The organism is Pseudomonas sp. 8(2025) (assembly GCF_052665325.1).
The window spans coordinates 130,962-148,116 of sequence record NZ_JBQOIE010000011.1 but is presented as its reverse complement, the minus strand read 5'-3'; the positions used below and the strand labels follow the sequence as shown (position 1 = coordinate 148,116).

Below are 17,155 nucleotides of genomic sequence, written 5' to 3'. Positions count from 1 at the left end.
TGGTCGCCCCGGTCAGAGCTTTGCTGCGTGACGCTGATGACGCTCCATATAGCGCTCTACGTACGAGCAGGACGGAATCACTGTGTAGCCCATGCGTTCGGCGTACTCCAGCGCCTGCTCGGTCAACGCCGCGGCGATACCGCGCCCACGCAGTGCGTTGGGCACGAAAGTGCGATAGATATCCAGGGTCTGCTTACCCAGGTCCATATAGGTCAGGTAGGCACGATGACCGTCCACATTGGTCTCGAACTGATGACCAGCCTGGTCATGGTGGATGGACAACGCCTCGCTCATCACTACTCCTTGCGGGTCTGGAATGCTGACCCCTACCTTACCGATGTTTTTCCGGCGAAGGAACAACTTACGCCACCTCGTGCCTGTCGGCCGCCCGTAGAAGCTCTCGCTCTTGCGCCATCAGCACGTTACAAAATATAGGCGCCATTGGCACAAATGCTCAAGCCACACTCGTCACAGATCGGCGCAAAACCTTGTTGAGGCTGAGTACGAGCCTTAGTCGGGATCGATACCTAAACGTCTTGAGACGGTACATCGCCGGATGCTGAAACATAAGACGAGCGACGCCTCTTAAAGTCACCCACAAGATGCTTAAACATAGGTTCAGGGCTGAACAAATTCTGAAGAAAAGTGCAGTCGACACAATATAGACCGACTTTAGCCTAGGCTCTGAAACAGCGCCCGGAAACTCCGATAACGATGCTGGCAAACAAGCAGCATTCGGCCCCGGAGCTTCGCCGCTGAATATTTTTTATACAACCCGCTAAAAAGTTGCTCGAAAAAGAAACAGCGCCTAGAATTTTTTTTGCTTCTTGCGCTACGTCAGTTTACTTACTACAAGTAATGGGTAGTATGTACGCCGGCTATTTCCTCACTCTGAGGTGATAGCTACTAATAGAAAGTCCTTGAAGGGGAACACGATGAACAACGTTCTGAAATTCTCTGCTCTGGCTCTGGCCGCAGTTCTGGCTACCGGTTGCAGCAGCGTATCCAAAGAAACCGAAGCTCGTCTGACTGCTACTGAAGACGCAGCAGCTCGTGCTCAGGCTCGTGCAGACGAAGCCTATCGTAAAGCTGATGAAGCTCTGGCTGCTGCTCAAAAAGCACAACAGACTGCTGACGAAGCTAACGAGCGCGCTCTGCGTATGCTGGAAAAAGCTAGCCGCAAGTAATAGTCCCTCGGGATTGTTATCGAGCCGATCCATTTTTTGGATCGGCTTTTTTATTGCCCGGAGTTCTTCACCGGCAATAAAAAACCCGCCGCTACCAGCAGGTATCGGCGGGTTGCACTTAAGCGCTTACTGCTGCAAATCGTAGGTCGCGTTGGACATTGTTGTCACAGGCGCTGTCGTCGGCACGGCGATCTCCACCGGCAAGCCATCTTCGGCTGCCACTACATCACGCACCACATCCCAGTTCATGCGCAGGTTGTTAGCCAGGTCCTCACGCTTGAGCAAGGCATTGATCACTGCGGTGTGCTTGTCGACCACCGAAGGATTGCCTTTGTCATCCAACGGCGTATGAGCTTCCAGGTAGACTTTCCCGCCGCTGATACCGAACTTGTACGGATCGTTGATGATGCGCACCGAAGTTCCCACCGGCACCATGCCGGCCATTTCCAGCACGTTGTTGTTGAGCATGCGGAAACAACCGTGGCTGGTGCGCATGCCGATACCGAACTTCTTGTTCGAACCGTGAATCAGGTAACCCGGCGTGCCAAGTGTGAACTTGAATGGCCCCAAGGGGTTGTCCGGCCCGGCCGGTACCACGTTCGGCAAGGGGTCACCGTCGGCGGCATGCTCGGCCTTGATCGACGCCGGGGGCGTCCAGGTCGGATTCGGGGTTTTCGCGGTAATGCTGGTGTGCGCGATCGGTGACCCCCAGCCTTCACGACCAATACCCAGCGGGAAGGTGTAGACCACGTTCCGACCCTTGGGGTAGTAGTACAGTCGATACTCGGCCAGGTTGATCACGATGCCTTCGCGCGGCCCGGGCGGCAGAATGAAACGCGTAGGCAGGATCACCTCGGTGCCCGCCCCCGGCAGCCAGGGATCGACCCCCGGGTTGGCCGCGACCATTTCCAGGTAACCCAGGTCGTAGGTCGTGCCCAGGTCGGCGAAGGTATCCTCGTACTTGGCCTTGATCACCTGTACCTGGCCGACGATGTCTTCACCCGGCGGCGGTAGAGGCAATTCCAATGCGGCAACAGGACCGGCCACACACAAGGCGGCGAGTGTCAGGCAGCGGGTGACGACAGGGAGGCGGGGCAACATCCGGATAATCCTTCGCATGAACAACGAATGAAAGAAACACGATTGTACACCCCGCCCTCCGGCTACGGCAGCCAGGCCGGGGAGACAAGCGCAGACACATGAATTCCCTGTCGAAACGGCCTGCTGGCGACCGCCTACAACTCGAAACGCAGCTCAGGCCAGATTGGCGGAGTGCCACGTTTTTGCGACTCCAGAATCGCCCGGCACAACGGGCAGAGTCGCTGGTCCTGGAAAATCGTCCGATCCACGCTCGACCAGCGCGGTTGCGCGGGCAACAAAGTGCCGCACAAGGTGCGGTCGGCAGAGCCGCCCAACTCCAGTTGACGCGTCACCAGATGCACCCGAACTTCCTGGCAGGCGAACAGGTCAAGCTGCTCATCAGGCTCGATCAGTTGATAGGCAAACAGGGACCAGGCGGGACGCGGCATCGGGGGCTCCAAATCGGGGGCGCCACATTAGCCGAAACACTGTCACTAGAAAAGCGTCAAAGCAGCGGTTTTAGCGTCGGCCAGACATTTTCCAGCAACTTGCCCTGGGCCGCTACCGCAGGGTGCAGACCGTCTGCCTGCATCAGTTCGGGATGCCCCCCGACCCCGTCAAGAAAAAACGGCACCAAGGCTACCTTTTTCTCGCTGGCCAACTGGCTGTAGACCTGGGAAAAGGCCTGGGTATAGCGCACGCCATAGTTGGGCGGCAATTGCATGCCTAAAAGCAGCACCTTGGCACCCTGGGCCTGGGAGCTGTCGATCATCGAAGCAAGATTTTGTTGCAATTGCCGGGGCGGCTGGCCGCGCAAGCCATCGTTACCCCCCAACTCGAGAATCACCACTTCAGGCTTATGCTCTGCAAGCAGCGCCGGCAGCCGCGCCTGGCCCCCGGCACTGGTGTCACCACTGACCGAGGCATTGACTACCCTGTCGTTAAAACCCTGGTCCTTGAGCCTCTTTTCCAGCAGGGCTACCCAGCCCTGACGGGTATCCAGGCCGAAAGCCGCACTGATACTATCGCCAACGATCAGGACCGTACCCGCCGCTGCGTTCTGGGCCATGCACATCAAGGCCAGGCCGGCACTCAAAAACCATACACGCATCGGATTCTCCATGGGCGCAAGCATTCTCACTGCGCGGAACCTTAGCAAAGTGGTTCCCAGCGCGGAAGGTGAACTGACCATCCTGCATGAACTCAGCCTCGAGCTGAACCAGGGCGACAGCCTGGCCATCGTCGGCGCCTCCGGCTCCGGCAAATCGACCCTGCTTGGCTTGCTGGCGGGGCTCGACCTGCCCAGCAGCGGCGAAGTCACCCTCGCCGGCCAGGCTCTGAGCCAGCTGGACGAGGATCAGCGGGCCCGTATCCGGGCCGAGCATGTAGGGTTTGTCTTTCAGTCCTTCCAATTGCTCGACAGCCTCAATGCCCTGGAAAACGTCATGCTGCCCCTGGAGCTCGACGGCCGTCGCGATGCCCGCGAGCGGGCCACCGAACTGCTGCAGCGGGTTGGCCTTGGCCAGCGCCTTAGCCACTCGCCACGCCAGCTTTCCGGTGGTGAACAACAGCGGGTTGCCATTGCCCGGGCCTTCGCTGCCGAACCCGATGTGCTGTTTGCCGATGAACCCACCGGCAACCTCGACAGCCATACCGGTGAACGCATCAGTGACCTGCTGTTCGAACTCAACAAGGAAAGCGGCACCACCCTGGTGCTGGTGACCCATGATGAACGCCTGGCCCATCGTTGCCGGCGCCTGATCCGTCTTGAAGCGGGCCTGCTGGTCGCCCCTCTGGAGCCCTGATGGCACGTCTGCCGCTGCCGCGCCTGTTCAGCCTCGCTGTCCGCCAACTATTGCGCGATGCCCGTGCCGGAGAGTTGCGGGTACTGTTCTTCGCCTTGCTGGTAGCGGTTGCGGCCAGCACGGCCATCGGCTACTTCGGTGCACGCTTGAACGGCGCCATGCTGTTACGCGCCACCGAGTTCCTCGGCGCCGATCTGCTGCTGGAAGGCAGCTCCCCAGCACGCCCGGAACAGCTCGACAGCGGCCTGAAACTGGGGCTGGATCATGCGCGGATAGTCGAGTTCTCCAGCGTCATTGCCACCGACAATGCGATCCAGCTCTCCAGCATCAAGGCCGTCGACGAAGCCTACCCCCTGAGGGGGCAGCTCAAGAGTGCCGCAGCCCCCTATGGGGTCGAGGAGCCCGGGGGCGGTCCCGCGCCCGGAGACGCCTGGGTCGAACCGCGCTTGCTGACTGCGCTGGACCTCAAGATCGGCGACAGCATCGACGTCGGCATGAAAACCTTGCGCCTGGCCAGGGTACTGACCTACGAGCCTGACCGGGCCGGCAACTTCTACAGCCTGACGCCCCGGGTCCTGATCAACCTGCAAGATCTGCAAGCCACCGGCGTGGTCCAGCCTGGCAGCCGGGTCAGCTTCAAGGAACTGTGGCGCGGACCGGCTCCGGCGCTTGAGGCCTATCGTCAACAGATCAAGCCGGCGCTGGCCGCCAACCAGCGGCTGCAGGATGCTCGCGATGGCAACCAGCAGATCGGTGGAGCCCTGGGCAAGGCCGAACGTTATCTGAACATGGCCAGCCTGGTAGCGGTGCTGCTGTCAGGGGTTGCAGTAGCCTTGTCGGCCAATCGCTTCGCCGCGCGACGCTTTGATGCCAGTGCCCTGCTTCGCTGCCTGGGCCTCTCACGCCGGGAAACCATGCTGCTGTTCAGCGTACAGCTGGGCGTTCTGGGTCTGCTGGCCAGCCTCAGTGGGGCGTTGCTGGGATGGCTGGCCCAGCTCGGCCTGTTTTACCTGCTACATGACCTGCTGCCCAACGACGTACCACCCGGGGGATTGCTACCCGCCATCGCCGGCATCGGTACCGGGCTGGTGGCCCTGGCCGGATTCGCCTTGCCGCCCCTGGCTGCGCTGGGACGGGTGCCGCCTTTGCGCGTACTGCGGCGCGACCTGCTGCCAATCCCCTCCAGCACCTGGATGATCTACGGCGCCGCTCTGTTGGCCCTGGGCCTGATCATGTGGCGCTTGAGCCTGGACCTGGTGCTGACCTTCGCCCTGCTGGGCGGTGGCCTGCTGGCGGCACTGGTATTGGGTGGCTTGTTGTTGTTGCTGTTGCAAAGCCTGCGGCGCCTGCTGGCCCGCGCCGCCCTGCCCTGGCGCCTGGGCCTGGGCCAGTTGCTGCGTCACCCTCTGGCTGCGGCCGGGCAATCCCTGGCTTTCGGCCTGATTCTGTTGTCCATGGCGCTGATTGCCCTGCTGCGGGGCGAACTGCTGGACACCTGGCAAAACCAATTGCCGAAAAATGCCCCCAACTACTTCGCACTGAACATTCTGCCGGCGGAAAAACAGGCCTTCAGCGAGCGCCTGGTGCAGCTCTCCGCCCCTTCGGCGCCCTTGTACCCCGTGGTTCCGGGGCGCCTGGTGAGCATCAATGGCGAGCCGGTAAGGGAGATCGTCAGCAAGGATTCCAGCGGTGATCGGGCCATACAACGCGATCTGAGCCTGACCTGGGCCGCCGATCTGCCCAGCGGCAACAGCATTACCGAGGGCAGTTGGTGGTCAGCCCAGCCGGATGACGGGTTGCCCGGCGTCTCGGTCGAGGCCAAGGTGGCGCAGAGCCTGAAGCTTAAGCTGGGTGATCACCTGACCTTCACGGTCGCCGGCGCCAACCGGGAGGCCCGGGTCACCAGCCTGCGCAGCATCAACTGGGACAACTTCCAGCCGAACTTCTTCATGATCTTCCAACCGGGCACCTTGAAGGATCTGCCCGCCACCTACTTGACCAGCTTCTACCTGAGCCCTGGGCACGATCAGCAGATTGTCGAGCTGTCCCGTGCCTTCCCGGCAGTGACCATCCTTCAGGTCGAAGCCCTGCTGGAACAACTGCGCAGCATCCTGGCCCAGGTCACCCTGGCGGTGGAGTATGTGTTGCTGTTTGTCCTGGCGGCAGGAATGGCAGTGCTGTTTTCCGGGCTCCAGGCCACCCTGGACGAACGCATTCGCCAGGGGGCACTGCTGCGTGCCCTCGGGGCCGAGCGGCAACTGCTGGTGAAAGCCAGGCGGATCGAGTTCGGCCTGCTGGGCGCAGTCAGCGGCCTGCTGGCGACACTGGGGTGCGAACTGGTCAGCCTGGTGCTCTACCGGTTCGCTTTCGATCTGCCCTGGCACCCGCATCCATGGCTGTTACTGTTGCCTCTGGTGGGGGCGCTGCTGATAGGCGGGGCGGGAGTTTTCGGTACCCGTCGAGCATTGAACGCCAGCCCGCTGAATGTATTGCGCGAAGGTTGAAAGCCCAAGGCTCGCCTGCCCAGGTCGGCGAGCCTACTTCACATAATCGATCTGGTTGATCCACCAGCAGGTTTCACCTGCCGGGGTGTGGACAACGGCCTCGTCACCCACTTCCTTCTTCAGTAACGCCCTGGCCATGGGCGAATCGATGGAGATGTAGTCCTTGCGCAGGTAGATCTCGTCGTAACCGACGATACGAAAGCGCTTGATCTCGGCCACCTCGTTTTCGACTTCGACCCAAGCACCAAAGAACACCCGTCCCTCCTGTTCCGGCGCGTAGGAAACCACCTTCATGTCTTCCAGGCGCTTGCGTATGTAGCGCACCCGACGATCGATTTCCCGCAGAAGCTTCTTGTTGTACTGATAGTCCGCATTCTCGCTGCGATCGCCCAGCGAGGCCGCCCAGGTGACCTTCTGCGTGATATCCGGGCGCTTCTCCCGCCATAAATAGTCCAGCTCTTGTTTCAGAGCGTCGTAACCATCCTGTGTGATGAGCTTGGTACTCAATTGGCTAATCAGCCTCCAGCCTTATGCATGCTGCGCATTAGTTGTATGAGCCGACAAAGCCGGCACGTCATGAGCGGCATCTGCCACCGATCTATGGACATCACTATCAGATTTGTCCGATTTAGATTTCAGAGAGGTCAGCCAATCATAGGGCCAAACAGCCGAGCCGTACGGCCCAGGGCATAGGTTCGACAAGAGCGTCGGCAATCGGCACGCCACACTGCTTGATACCCATTCCCCACAGAGCTAGCCAATAACTACCAACACCTCAAAAACAAAGGGAAAGTACCACATGGGCAACATCATTATCGTCGATGACCATCCACTGATCAGACTGGCCATCAGGTCGGTACTGGATCCTCATCATCACAATATCGTCGCCGAAGCCGACAACGGTGCCGATGCCGTGCAACTGGTGCGCAAACACCTGCCGGACCTGCTGATCCTCGACCTGGGCATCCCCAACCTGGATGGTTTCTCGGTCATCGCGCACATCAAGTCCGCCGGGCTGCACGTCAAGACCCTGGTGCTGACCTCAAGTGATTCGAAAAACTTCGCCCTGCGCTGCCTGCAAGCCGGAGCCGCAGGCTTTCTGTGCAAGACCGAGAACCTTCACGAATTGGCCAATGCGGTAAAGGCCATCCTTTCCGGGTACAGCTACTTTCCGGAAGACACCATTAATATCCTGCAGCAGAACACCAACGCCGCCAACCAGGAGAGTGTGTTGATTTCCCGCCTGACCGACCGCGAAATAACAGTGCTGAAACTGCTGGCTACCGGTCTGAACAACCAGCAGATTGCCGATGCGCTGTTGATCAGTCACAAGACCGTCAGCACCTACAAAGTGCGGTTACTCAAGCGTTTCAATGTTTCCAACCTGGTGGCCTTGGCCGAATTGGCCAAACGCAATGCCGTTGTTTGATCATCAAGCCATTAATCGCCACCAAATGACGGACAACCGCCACGACTGAAGACGTTCCAGTCGGTTTCTGTTCAATGGAATTCCGATCTGTACAAGGCGCAGTTCAGCAGCCGTGATGCACTACCGGCGGGTCAACTGCTGAACTGGCGGCGGATGATCAACCCCTGGCGAGCGACGCGGGTCAGTTGCTTGATGACTTCAGCAGCATCCGCAGCACTGGGTGCCGGAATGACCGCCAGATCGAAGCTGTCGCTGGCAAAGCGTGCCAGGGACTCACCTTCTTCGACAAATTGAATCAGAAACGCCGCTGGGCCCGGGGAACGTCGTGGCCAACCGTCGAGATAACGCAATAGTGTGGGCTGGTGCTTGCCACCCAGGAGGATTTTCGGATTGCGCTGGGAAAGACTCGCCGTGATCGGCGCAAGACGTACAAGGGGGCGTGGTGCATTCATCGTATTGTGTCTCTGCCTCAGATTTCTGCCGGGCAGGTGAGAGGCAACACCGAACCAGCGCTTTAGCGGTATTTCGAAGCCTGACTATAGCTTCTATCAGTGATCTTTCGACTCACCTGGCGCCCCGCAAGTAGCTGTTTAAATCGGCGCATGAGCAGCATCCTAGAGAAGCCGACAGGTCAGTGTCAAGATTTGTCAGCAACGAAAAAGGCCTGCATTCGCAGGCCTGGGATAACTTTGCCGACGGCTGATCCAGAGCCTCTGGAACACCGCCCGCGCATCGACTTACTTGGCGATTGCCGCATCCAGAGACAGCTTGCCGGCCCCCTCAATCAGAACTGCGACAGTGCCGCCAAGCAGTGCAAGAGCGAACTCATAACCGTTGTTGGCCATGAACAGGCCATGGCTGATATGCACCGAGAAAATCGCCACCAGCAAGGTAAACGACAGGCCCAATGCAGCGGGACGCGCCAGCAGGCCAATGATCAATGCCAGACCGGCAAAGAATTCGGTGCCCCCCGATAACAACGCCATCAAATAGCCGGGAGCCAGGCCGATACTCTCCATCCACTGCGCCGTTCCCGCCAGACCGCCACCACCAAACCAGCCAAAGAGTTTCTGCGAGCCGTGAGCCACGAAGATGATGCCGACGAAGATCCGCAGTACGGTCAAGCCGTAGCCCGCGCGAGTGCCCAGTAGCTTGTTGGTCAGTGTGCTCATGCTGTGTAGTCCTGTGTGAAGGTAGGAAAGTTGGTCGCCATACTAATCAGTTTTAATCATGTTAAAAGCGGAAATTACCCAAGCTAATAATCGATTTTTTAGATTATTTACGTGACGCAACTTTTCGCTCCGGAGGCTCCAGGGAGTCTCGTTCACGATCAAAGGCCAGATAGTATTTGTTGACGCTATTAACATAGCTGACGGCCCCCATGCCCACTTGCTCCATGGCGATGCGCTCCACCTGGAAGAACCACTGGTTGGGGTTGAGCCCCCGCCGCCGGGCTTCACTGCGCATACCCTGCACCCGCTCCGGCCCCATGTTGTAGGCCGCCAGCACAAATGCCATGCGCTCGCGCTCATTGAGTTTGGGGCTGGCAAAAAATTTACGGCGAATCATCGCCAGGTACTTGGCGCCTGCCTGCACGTTGCTATCTACGGACTGAATATTGTTGACCCCGACCCGCTGCGCTGCCGAAGGCGTGATCTGCATCAGCCCGGTAGGGCCGCTGCCGCTTCTGGAAGGGGGTTGCAACGCTGACTCCTTGAACGCCAGCGCCGCCAGGTTCAGCCAGTCCATGCCCTGCTCGCCGGCATGCTTCTGCAAAACCGGACGCAGTTTTTCCAGACGCTGACGGTCGGCCCGCGCCAGGGGATAGTGCACCTGATACTGGCGTCGGTAGATACGCAGGAACGCCACATCCTGATCCGCCGGCGCCTTATAGGTCTTGAGGAAGCGGTCGATACTCGCCCGCAGCATCGACGCATCGCGCCGGACAAACCAGTGTTCTTCACCCGGCTCACTGATCTTCAACTGCCTGTCCAAACGCAATTTGGGCAGGATCTTGCTCCAGCGTTCGGCAATCGGCTGCTCGACAACCGTCAGGTGGAAAATGCCGCCCTGGACCATTTCCAGCACATCCTCCACCGCCAGGCTGGGGTCGACCCACTCCACCTTGATCGGCGCCAGCTTGTGCAGGGCCAGCTTCTGATTGATCTGGCTGACCGCGTCCCCCGCCGCACTACCGGTAGTCAGGGTCAGGGTCTTGCCGGACAGCTGTTCGATCCGTGTATAACGGCGCTCACCCTTGATCCCGACCAGCAGCAGGGGAACATTACTGACGATCGGGTCGCTGGAGCTGACCGCATTTCCGGGCTGGGCTTCCAGCAGCTCACCAGGCGCCACCAGGTCGCCCTCGCCCCGCTGCAATGCACCCAGCAATTGATCCTTGGCTTTGGGAATGATCTTCAGGCTGATTTCCTGGCCGTCGCGAGCATGGCCATTGAGGTACTGCTCGAACGAGCGCAGGCGGTGGTACTCGACACCTATGGCCTGGCCTTGGACTTCTCCGGAGCTATTGCGGCTCTGATTGACCAGCACCCGGAGTACCCGGCTGCTGCGGATTTCCGCCAGGTCGCGCACTTTTCCCGTGGCGTGTGCTTCCAGTGGCCCGGGCAAGCGCGCCAGCGCCGGCAAGGGCAGCAGCAATGACAGGCACAGCGCGAGCAATATCGAGGATCGGGTCATCCGTTCTCCGCAAAGAATACTGTTCAACCCTTCGTCGCTTTTTGAAGAATTGATTGCCAGAAACAGAGCGCCTTGAGCGCTGGCAAGCTGCGAAAGACCCGTGCAATGGCGCTGAAGAACGTGGCCGTTGCTCTGGTCCGGCAGCAAAAGACAGCTATAACTCGTTGTAGTTCTTGGTTTTTCTTATAAATCTACAGCTCTGATATGCTTTCCGGCCGCAGGCGGAGATAGCACCATGCAACTCATCGATATCGGCGTCAACCTGACCAATCCCAGTTTTGCCGAAAAACACCAAGCCGTTCTCAATCGTGCTTATGAGGCTGGGGTGTGCCAGTTGGTCCTCACCGGAACCAGCGTCGAAGGCAGTGAACAGGCCCTGGAGTTGTGCCAGAAACTGGACGCCGACGGGCAGAGACTGTTTGCCACCGCCGGGCTGCATCCCCACAGCGCCAGCAACTGGAATGCCGACAGCCCGCGACGCTTGCGCGCTCTACTTGGAGAGCCACGGGTACGCGCCGTGGGCGAATGCGGCCTGGACTTCAACCGGGACTTCTCTCCCCGCCCGCAACAGGAAAAAGTCCTGGAAGAACACCTGGCCCTGGCTGTCGAGTTGCAGTTGCCAGTGTTTCTCCACGAACGTGACGCCAACCAGCGCTTGCTGGACATCCTGCGGGATTTCCGTGATCGCTTGCCGGCTGCTGTAGTCCACTGCTTTACCGGTGAACAAAAGGCCCTGTTCAGCTACCTCGATTTGGACCTGCACATCGGCATCACAGGCTGGATCTGCGACGAACGCCGCGGCACCCACCTGCACCCGCTGGTACGCGACATCCCCCGCGGGCGCCTGATGCTGGAAAGCGATGCCCCCTACCTGCTACCCCGCAGCTTGCGGCCAAAGCCGAAAAATGGTCGTAACGAACCAGCCTATCTGACCGAGGTTTTACGAGAAGTTGCGTTGCACCGCGGTGAAACCCTGGAAGAGCTTGCAAGCCACAGTACCGCCTGCTCTCGGGCGTTTTTTCGCTTGCCAGAGATTGCTTGACCCACATCAAGATTTTTCCGAGATCATGGCGGCACAATAATGGCACCTTGCCAATACTGTTTCGCTCAATCAGAGAAGACCTTCCATGGGTGCCTGGCTTAGCAATATCTCGCTGAAGTACAAATTCTGGGCGGTCAATGCAGTCGCCTTCGTCACCACCTTGTTATTGGTGCTGTACGCCGTGCAACTCGAGCAACAGGCTCGCAGCCAGACTGCCCAGGCTGCCGCCCAGGCCGAGGCGAAGCTGCTCGGCGCCTGGCCCGTCGGACAGGCGCTGCCCAGCGCCGAACACCTGCTGTATTTCTCCCGGGGGCAGACACCCAGCCTCAACGAGCAGACTCTCAGCGAACTCAACGGCGCCAACGGCTGGGTCGAGCTCAACCCGATGCCGCTGTTCGGTGAAAACCCGCTACTGGGCGCTGACGTGATCCAGCGTGCCGACGGCCAGCAGGTCGCCGTACTGGCCTACGCCCCGAGCCTGGCCCAGGTCTTCAGCGATCGTTTCACCAATTACGCCGTCGCAGTGTTCATCCTGATGTTCGCCATGCTCTGCGCCTCGCAGTTGCTGATCCGTTTTCTCCTCAGCCAACTCAACACCCTCAAGGACGTCATGCTGCACGTGGAGAAGACCGGCGACCTGTCTGCTCGCGTGCCGCTGTCCTGCAAGGACGAGGTGGGTCAGATGGCCAGCGCGTTCAATGCCATGCAGGCCGGATACCAGCGGGTAGTCAATACCGTGGCCAATACCGCCCGACAGCTGGACCAGGGCGCCGCACGCCTGGCCTCGAGCATGAACGATGTACGCCACGGCATGCTCGGCCAGCAGAGCGAAACCGATCAGGCCGCCACGGCCATCAACGAGATGTCCGCTACCGTCTATCACATCGCCCAGCATGCCGGTGCCACCCGGGACCTGTCGCAGACCGCCGACACCCTGGCCGGTACCGGCCATGAAGTGGTGGGCCGGGTGCAGAAATCCATCGCCGGGCTTTCCAATGGCGTGCAGCAGACCGCCGAGATGATTCAGAAGCTCGCCGAGGACAGCCAGAAGATCAATGGCGTGGTCAACGTTATCCACAGCATCGCCGAGCAGACCAACCTGCTGGCACTCAATGCCGCCATCGAAGCCGCTCGAGCAGGGGAAATGGGCCGCGGTTTTGCCGTGGTAGCAGATGAAGTGCGCAACCTGGCCAAGCGTGTACAGACCTCCACCGACGAGATCACCAGCATGGTCTCGGCCCTGCAGGCCGGCACCCGGGATGCCGTGGATTTCATGCAGGAAAGCTCGTTCAAGGCCGATGACTGCGTGCAACAGGCCCAGGAAGCCGGCGCGGCACTGGCGGAAATCACCGGCGCCGTAGCCCAGATGCGCGAAAGCAACACGCAGATCGCTGTTGCAGCGGAACAGCAGAGCCAGGTAGCGGAAGAAATGAACCGGGCGGTGGTGAGCATTCGCGATGTCACCGAGAACACCGTGCAACAGACCGTTGCCTCGGCCACCACCAGCAGTGAACTGGCGACCCTGGCCGGTGAGTTGAGCAAAGCCATAGGCCAGCTGAAACTCTGATCCGAGTGCCTCTACCCCCCTCTACTGGCTATCGGACCGATAGCCAGCCTTGATTCGCCGCCATCCCAACTGGCCCCTATCCTTGGTTCATGAGTCTTCAAGAACTAAGGATGATCATCATGGGCAAACGTCACCCAAACCTTCCCGCCTGGCAATGGCGCGTCTACCCGCAGAATCACCAGCACCCTGCCAATCTGGTATTGCACCTGATTGCCGTACCGCTGTTCATCATCGGTTTTCTGCTGATTGTTTCAGGCGTGTTTTCCTTGAGCTTCCTGAGCCTGGCCATCGGTGTGGTCGGCATCCTCGCAGCCCTGGGCCTGCAGCGCCACGGACACAGCCTGGAGGCCCAGGCCGCCGAGCCCTTCAGTGACCGCAAGGATGCCGTGCAACGGCTGCTGGTGGAACAGTTCGTGACCTTTCCGCGCTTTGTCCTGAGCGGTGCCTGGTGGCGTGCCTGGTTGCAGCGCCACCGGCACTGATGGCTCAGGCGAAGATGGTCACCGTCTGGCGGCTCAGGGCGATCAACTGGCCCTCAGCATTCCACAAGGCCGCTGCCGCATGCCCGTAGCCGTCACGCGCGTGTTCGATTTCCACCCGGTACTTGCACCAGTCCAGAGTGCTCAGTTCCAGCAACGGCTGGACGAACTCGATGGTCCAGGTCAGGGTGCTGCCCGCAGCGGGCTTGGTCAGGTGCGGCAACAGCGCCGGCGGCCAGGCATCCACCAGCGCCAGGATATGCGCCTCGGTGACAGGCTCTTCCTTCACATCCCCACGCAAACGCACCCAACCGCCCATATCGCGGGAGCGATTGCCAGTGAATGGCAGGCCACCGATGCTCCAGCGCATTGCCAGATGACGCATGAACTCCGGCGTCACGCCCTGGATATAAGGCAGCTCCTGGCAGTCATCCCAGTGTTTCATTTCGGGCGCTGGTTCGGCGGCCACACTGACGGACGATTCACGGGAAGCGCCAAAACTGCCCTGCACCAGAGTCACCACCTGCCCCTCCTGCATGACCCGCCCCAGTACCTGGCTGACGGCCTTGCCTTCGCGCAGCACATCCACCTCGAAACTGACCGGCACATCTGGCGCCACCGGGCCGACAAAGGTGACCGCCAGCGACCGCACAGGGCGGTCCGCCGCAACCTTGGCCCGCATCGCTTCATACTGCAGAGCAACCACCAGGCCACCGAAACTGGCGCGCCCCTGGGCCCATTCCGCCGGAATGGTCAGCGCCTGGGGCTGGCCGCGAACGGCTTCGAGCAAATCGTAGAAACGCATGAAAACCTCGGGGGACAAAAAATAGACTGAGGGATCTTAACCAGCGTCGCAGAGCCACACAGCCATTATTCCGGCCAAAGCAGCGGACAGATAAGCCGCCCTTTGGCCCTCACCGCTTGAAGCAATCGCGATGCAGTTGCTCCAACACCTGATCGGAGCGGGCCTCGGCCTTGAGCATGGTTCTGCGCCAGACCGCCACACAGGGCAGCAAATCCAGTTGCTGCTCGGCCTGGGCCAGCCATTGCCAGCAATCATGCCAATCGCCCAGGGCGCTCTGAGCCGCCTTGAGGCGCTTCATCGCCTGGGAGGGCAAGCGATCCAACTCGGGATAGGCATCGGCGGCGTAACGCACCCGCTTGATCAGCAGACGCAGGCGATGACGGTCGTGGGCAGGGTCCAGCAGCGCCTGGCCCAAGGCTTTCCACTGTTTGGCCAGGCGTTTTTCGATACTGCCGCGCAGGCCCCGCAGCAAACCTTGGCGCTCAGAGGCCCGGAGGAACCTGGGGAAGGCATCCAGCACCAGAAACAACTGCGCCAATTCCGCCCCCGTGGCCACTGCCGAGTACTCATGCAACAGTTGTGAGGTACGACGGTCGGCAGCAGCATGCTGGCCATGCTGATGCAGATAGGCCGCCAATACTTCACGATCACGAATCGGCGTGGTCACCCGCCCCACTTCGCTGGCCGCGGCTTCCAGTTGCTCCACTCCGGGCAGGCCACGCAACGGGCGCAACAGGCTGCGCAAGCGTCGCACGCTGATGCGCAGATCATGCAAGGCCTCGGCATCCGTGGCGGCCGACAAGCGGGCCTGACAAGCCAGCAAACTCACTTCCAGGCCCAGAACCTGAGCCACCAAACGATCAACCAAGGCAGACATCAAGGCTTCCCCAACACGAGTCAAAAGCCTGACTTCGGCTTATCCAGTTCCAAGAATGGCACCGCGAACCGGCGACAGGCATTGCGCCAGATCATTCAGGTTCGCGGTGATGATTGTCGGACCAGCTTAGCGGTTGTCGCGGCTCAGCGCCCGGCCCGGGATTCACGAATGTAGAAACGCGCCTTCTCGGCCTTGTTGGTGCAGCCTTCGAAGGCTTCGAACTGCTGCTGGGTCTTGGCGCCGGTCAGCAGCGACAACGCCTTGGAGTAGCTCACGGTGCCAGCGAAACCTTCGGCCTTGGCCAGGTCCAGCTCGTGCCAGGCAGCGTCCAACTGCGTGCCGCAACTGTCACGGTAGGCAGTCTTGCCTGCACAACCGGTCAATACCAACGCAATCAGGGGCAGGCAGATCCAGGCTTTCATCGATGACACCTCAAGATAGGGAAAACAGTCGTACAGGTTAAGACGATGGCCGCAGGAAAAAGTGCCAGTCCCACCCCTTGGAAAATATAGCTGCAGGAGCATAGCCTCGCGGCCCCGGCGGCCCTAGAAAAAAACTCACAGGCCCCGCAGCGCATCAGCAATTGAACCACGAGGCGCTATGGGTGCATTGTTGCAGCCTGTTTGTCGAAGGGACGAATCATGAGCAAACGTGTCGCATTGGTCCTTGGGTCGGGGGGCGCTCGCGGTTACGCCCATATCGGCGTCATCGAGGAAATCGAAAAACGCGGTTATGACATCGCCTGCATTGCCGGCTGCTCGATGGGCGCGGTGGTCGGCGGCATCTACGCCGCAGGTAAGCTCGCCGAGTACCGGGAATGGATCGAAAGCCTGGACTACCTCGACGTGCTGCGCCTGGTGGACGTGAGCTTTCGGCTGGGGGCGATTCGCGGCGAGAAAGTCTTCGGCCAGATCCGCAAGATCGTCGGCGAAGTGAACATCGAAGACCTGCGCATCCCCTATACCGCCGTCGCCACCGACCTGACCAACCAGCAGGAAATCTGGTTCCAGGAAGGCTGCCTGCATCAGGCCATGCGTGCTTCCGCCGCGATCCCCAGCCTGTTCACCCCGGTCATGCAGGGCAACCGCATGCTGGTGGACGGCGGCCTGCTCAACCCGCTGCCCATCGTTCCGGTGGTTTCCAGCCACTGCGACCTGATCATTGCGGTGAACCTCAACTCCACCAACCAGCGCCACTACCAGTTACCGGTGATCCAGCGCCCACCCGCGTTCAAGAGCCGCTTTGACAGCCTGATCAACTCCTTGGGCTCACACCTGCCGTTTCGCCGCAAGCAGGCCGAACAACTGCTACTGCTCGAGCAGGAAGCCTTCAAGAGCGAAGCCGCGGAGATCAATCCATGGGTCGAGGGCGCCGAACCGGAAGCCCAGCAACCGGCCGCCGCGCCGCAAACCGACGGCGCGCCGAAATCCGCCAGCGGCTCCTTCATCATCGACAACGTCGGCCCGGCGTCATTGCTGGACCTGGTCAACCAGAGCTTCGAGGTCATGCAGACCTCCCTGGCGCAGTACAAGATCGCCGGTTACCCGCCGGATATCCTGATCAACGTGCCCAAGCGCGTCTGCCGCTTCTTCGAGTTCTACAAGGCGCCGGAGCTGATCGCCCTGGGCCGTGAGATTGCCAGCGATACCCTGGACCGCTACGAGCAGGACCAGTAGCGAAAGG

The 17,155-nt window shown here is 60.3% G+C and carries 19 protein-coding genes; 8 read left to right on the top strand and 11 right to left on the bottom strand.

Going from position 1 to position 17,155, the window contains the following annotated elements; translation table 11 throughout:
- Nucleotides 1-12: 12 nt before the first annotated feature.
- Nucleotides 13-294 carry a GNAT family N-acetyltransferase gene (locus tag ACUXVH_RS21135; protein ID WP_011062548.1) on the bottom strand — a complete coding sequence of 94 codons (282 nt, stop codon included), beginning with the start codon at nt 292-294 and terminating at the stop codon, nt 13-15.
- 641 nt (nt 295-935) lie between these two features.
- Here ACUXVH_RS21135 and oprI point away from each other — a divergent pair.
- Nucleotides 936-1,187: an outer membrane lipoprotei OprI gene (gene oprI / locus ACUXVH_RS21130; protein WP_003448337.1), complete on the top strand. Its 252-nt coding sequence runs from the start codon at nt 936-938 to the stop codon at nt 1,185-1,187.
- Between the two features lie 126 nt (nt 1,188-1,313).
- Here the strand turns inward: oprI and ACUXVH_RS21125 are convergent, their stop codons facing one another.
- The 3 genes from ACUXVH_RS21125 to ACUXVH_RS21115 all read right to left on the bottom strand — a co-directional run bounded on the left by ACUXVH_RS21125 (nt 1,314) and on the right by ACUXVH_RS21115 (nt 3,378).
- Complete coding sequence (locus tag ACUXVH_RS21125; protein WP_015636545.1) at nt 1,314-2,288, bottom strand: L,D-transpeptidase family protein; 975 nt, start codon at nt 2,286-2,288, stop codon at nt 1,314-1,316.
- A gap of 134 nt (nt 2,289-2,422) precedes the next feature.
- Nucleotides 2,423-2,716 carry a hypothetical protein gene (locus ACUXVH_RS21120; RefSeq protein ID WP_007931378.1) on the bottom strand — a complete coding sequence of 98 codons (294 nt, stop codon included), beginning with the start codon at nt 2,714-2,716 and terminating at the stop codon, nt 2,423-2,425.
- 56 nt (nt 2,717-2,772) lie between these two features.
- The gene (locus ACUXVH_RS21115; RefSeq protein ID WP_065365472.1) at nt 2,773-3,378 is read right to left on the bottom strand and encodes an arylesterase; all 606 of its coding nucleotides are present in this window, start codon (nt 3,376-3,378) and stop codon (nt 2,773-2,775) included.
- Between the two features lie 10 nt (nt 3,379-3,388).
- Between ACUXVH_RS21115 and ACUXVH_RS21110 the strand changes: the two genes are divergently transcribed.
- Together ACUXVH_RS21110 and ACUXVH_RS21105 are read left to right on the top strand one after the other, a co-directional pair.
- The gene (locus ACUXVH_RS21110; protein ID WP_011062551.1) at nt 3,389-4,072 is read left to right on the top strand and encodes an ABC transporter ATP-binding protein; all 684 of its coding nucleotides are present in this window, start codon (nt 3,389-3,391) and stop codon (nt 4,070-4,072) included.
- Nucleotides 4,072-6,576: an ABC transporter permease gene (locus tag ACUXVH_RS21105; protein ID WP_065365471.1), complete on the top strand. Its 2,505-nt coding sequence runs from the start codon at nt 4,072-4,074 to the stop codon at nt 6,574-6,576. The genes ACUXVH_RS21110 and ACUXVH_RS21105 overlap by 1 nt, the downstream gene beginning before the upstream one ends.
- Nucleotides 6,577-6,609: 33 nt before the next feature.
- On the opposite strand, the gene greB is transcribed toward ACUXVH_RS21105, so the two are convergent.
- Entirely contained in the window at nt 6,610-7,083 is a 474-nt protein-coding gene (gene greB, locus ACUXVH_RS21100; RefSeq protein WP_065365470.1) for a transcription elongation factor GreB, read from the bottom strand.
- Nucleotides 7,084-7,375: 292 nt separating this feature from the next.
- Here greB and ACUXVH_RS21095 point away from each other — a divergent pair, with 292 nt between their 5' ends.
- Complete coding sequence (locus ACUXVH_RS21095) at nt 7,376-8,005, top strand: response regulator transcription factor (protein ID WP_011062554.1); 630 nt, start codon at nt 7,376-7,378, stop codon at nt 8,003-8,005.
- 131 nt (nt 8,006-8,136) lie between these two features.
- On the opposite strand, the gene ACUXVH_RS21090 is transcribed toward ACUXVH_RS21095, so the two are convergent.
- The 3 genes from ACUXVH_RS21090 to ACUXVH_RS21080 all read right to left on the bottom strand — a co-directional run bounded on the left by ACUXVH_RS21090 (nt 8,137) and on the right by ACUXVH_RS21080 (nt 10,702).
- Complete coding sequence (locus ACUXVH_RS21090) at nt 8,137-8,457, bottom strand: hypothetical protein (protein WP_011062555.1); 321 nt, start codon at nt 8,455-8,457, stop codon at nt 8,137-8,139.
- A gap of 285 nt (nt 8,458-8,742) precedes the next feature.
- Complete coding sequence (locus ACUXVH_RS21085; RefSeq protein WP_011062556.1) at nt 8,743-9,177, bottom strand: DoxX family protein; 435 nt, start codon at nt 9,175-9,177, stop codon at nt 8,743-8,745.
- Nucleotides 9,178-9,280: 103 nt separating this feature from the next.
- Nucleotides 9,281-10,702: an MltF family protein gene (locus tag ACUXVH_RS21080; RefSeq protein ID WP_011062557.1), complete on the bottom strand. Its 1,422-nt coding sequence runs from the start codon at nt 10,700-10,702 to the stop codon at nt 9,281-9,283.
- Between the two features lie 235 nt (nt 10,703-10,937).
- Here ACUXVH_RS21080 and ACUXVH_RS21075 point away from each other — a divergent pair, with 235 nt between their 5' ends.
- From ACUXVH_RS21075 to ACUXVH_RS21065, 3 genes are all read left to right on the top strand, one after another.
- On the top strand, nt 10,938-11,744 hold the full coding sequence (locus tag ACUXVH_RS21075) for a TatD family hydrolase (RefSeq protein WP_065365469.1): 807 nt from the start codon (nt 10,938-10,940) through the stop codon (nt 11,742-11,744).
- Nucleotides 11,745-11,829: 85 nt separating this feature from the next.
- Entirely contained in the window at nt 11,830-13,311 is a 1,482-nt protein-coding gene (locus tag ACUXVH_RS21070; RefSeq protein WP_065365468.1) for a methyl-accepting chemotaxis protein, read from the top strand.
- Nucleotides 13,312-13,430: 119 nt separating this feature from the next.
- Nucleotides 13,431-13,793 (top strand): terminase, encoded by a 363-nt coding sequence (locus ACUXVH_RS21065; RefSeq protein ID WP_026019949.1) that lies wholly within the window; start codon nt 13,431-13,433, stop codon nt 13,791-13,793.
- Nucleotides 13,794-13,797: 4 nt separating this feature from the next.
- On the opposite strand, the gene ACUXVH_RS21060 is transcribed toward ACUXVH_RS21065, so the two are convergent.
- From ACUXVH_RS21060 to ACUXVH_RS21050, 3 genes are all read right to left on the bottom strand, one after another.
- Entirely contained in the window at nt 13,798-14,595 is a 798-nt protein-coding gene (locus ACUXVH_RS21060) for an acyl-CoA thioesterase (RefSeq protein WP_011062561.1), read from the bottom strand.
- A gap of 109 nt (nt 14,596-14,704) precedes the next feature.
- Nucleotides 14,705-15,472 (bottom strand): CHAD domain-containing protein, encoded by a 768-nt coding sequence (locus ACUXVH_RS21055; protein ID WP_065365467.1) that lies wholly within the window; start codon nt 15,470-15,472, stop codon nt 14,705-14,707.
- 143 nt (nt 15,473-15,615) lie between these two features.
- On the bottom strand, nt 15,616-15,894 hold the full coding sequence (locus ACUXVH_RS21050) for a hypothetical protein (protein ID WP_011062563.1): 279 nt from the start codon (nt 15,892-15,894) through the stop codon (nt 15,616-15,618).
- A 219-nt stretch (nt 15,895-16,113) separates the two neighbouring features.
- On the opposite strand from ACUXVH_RS21050, the gene ACUXVH_RS21045 reads away from it, so the two are divergent.
- On the top strand, nt 16,114-17,148 hold the full coding sequence (locus ACUXVH_RS21045) for a patatin-like phospholipase family protein (protein ID WP_011062564.1): 1,035 nt from the start codon (nt 16,114-16,116) through the stop codon (nt 17,146-17,148).
- Nucleotides 17,149-17,155: the final 7 nt, after the last annotated feature.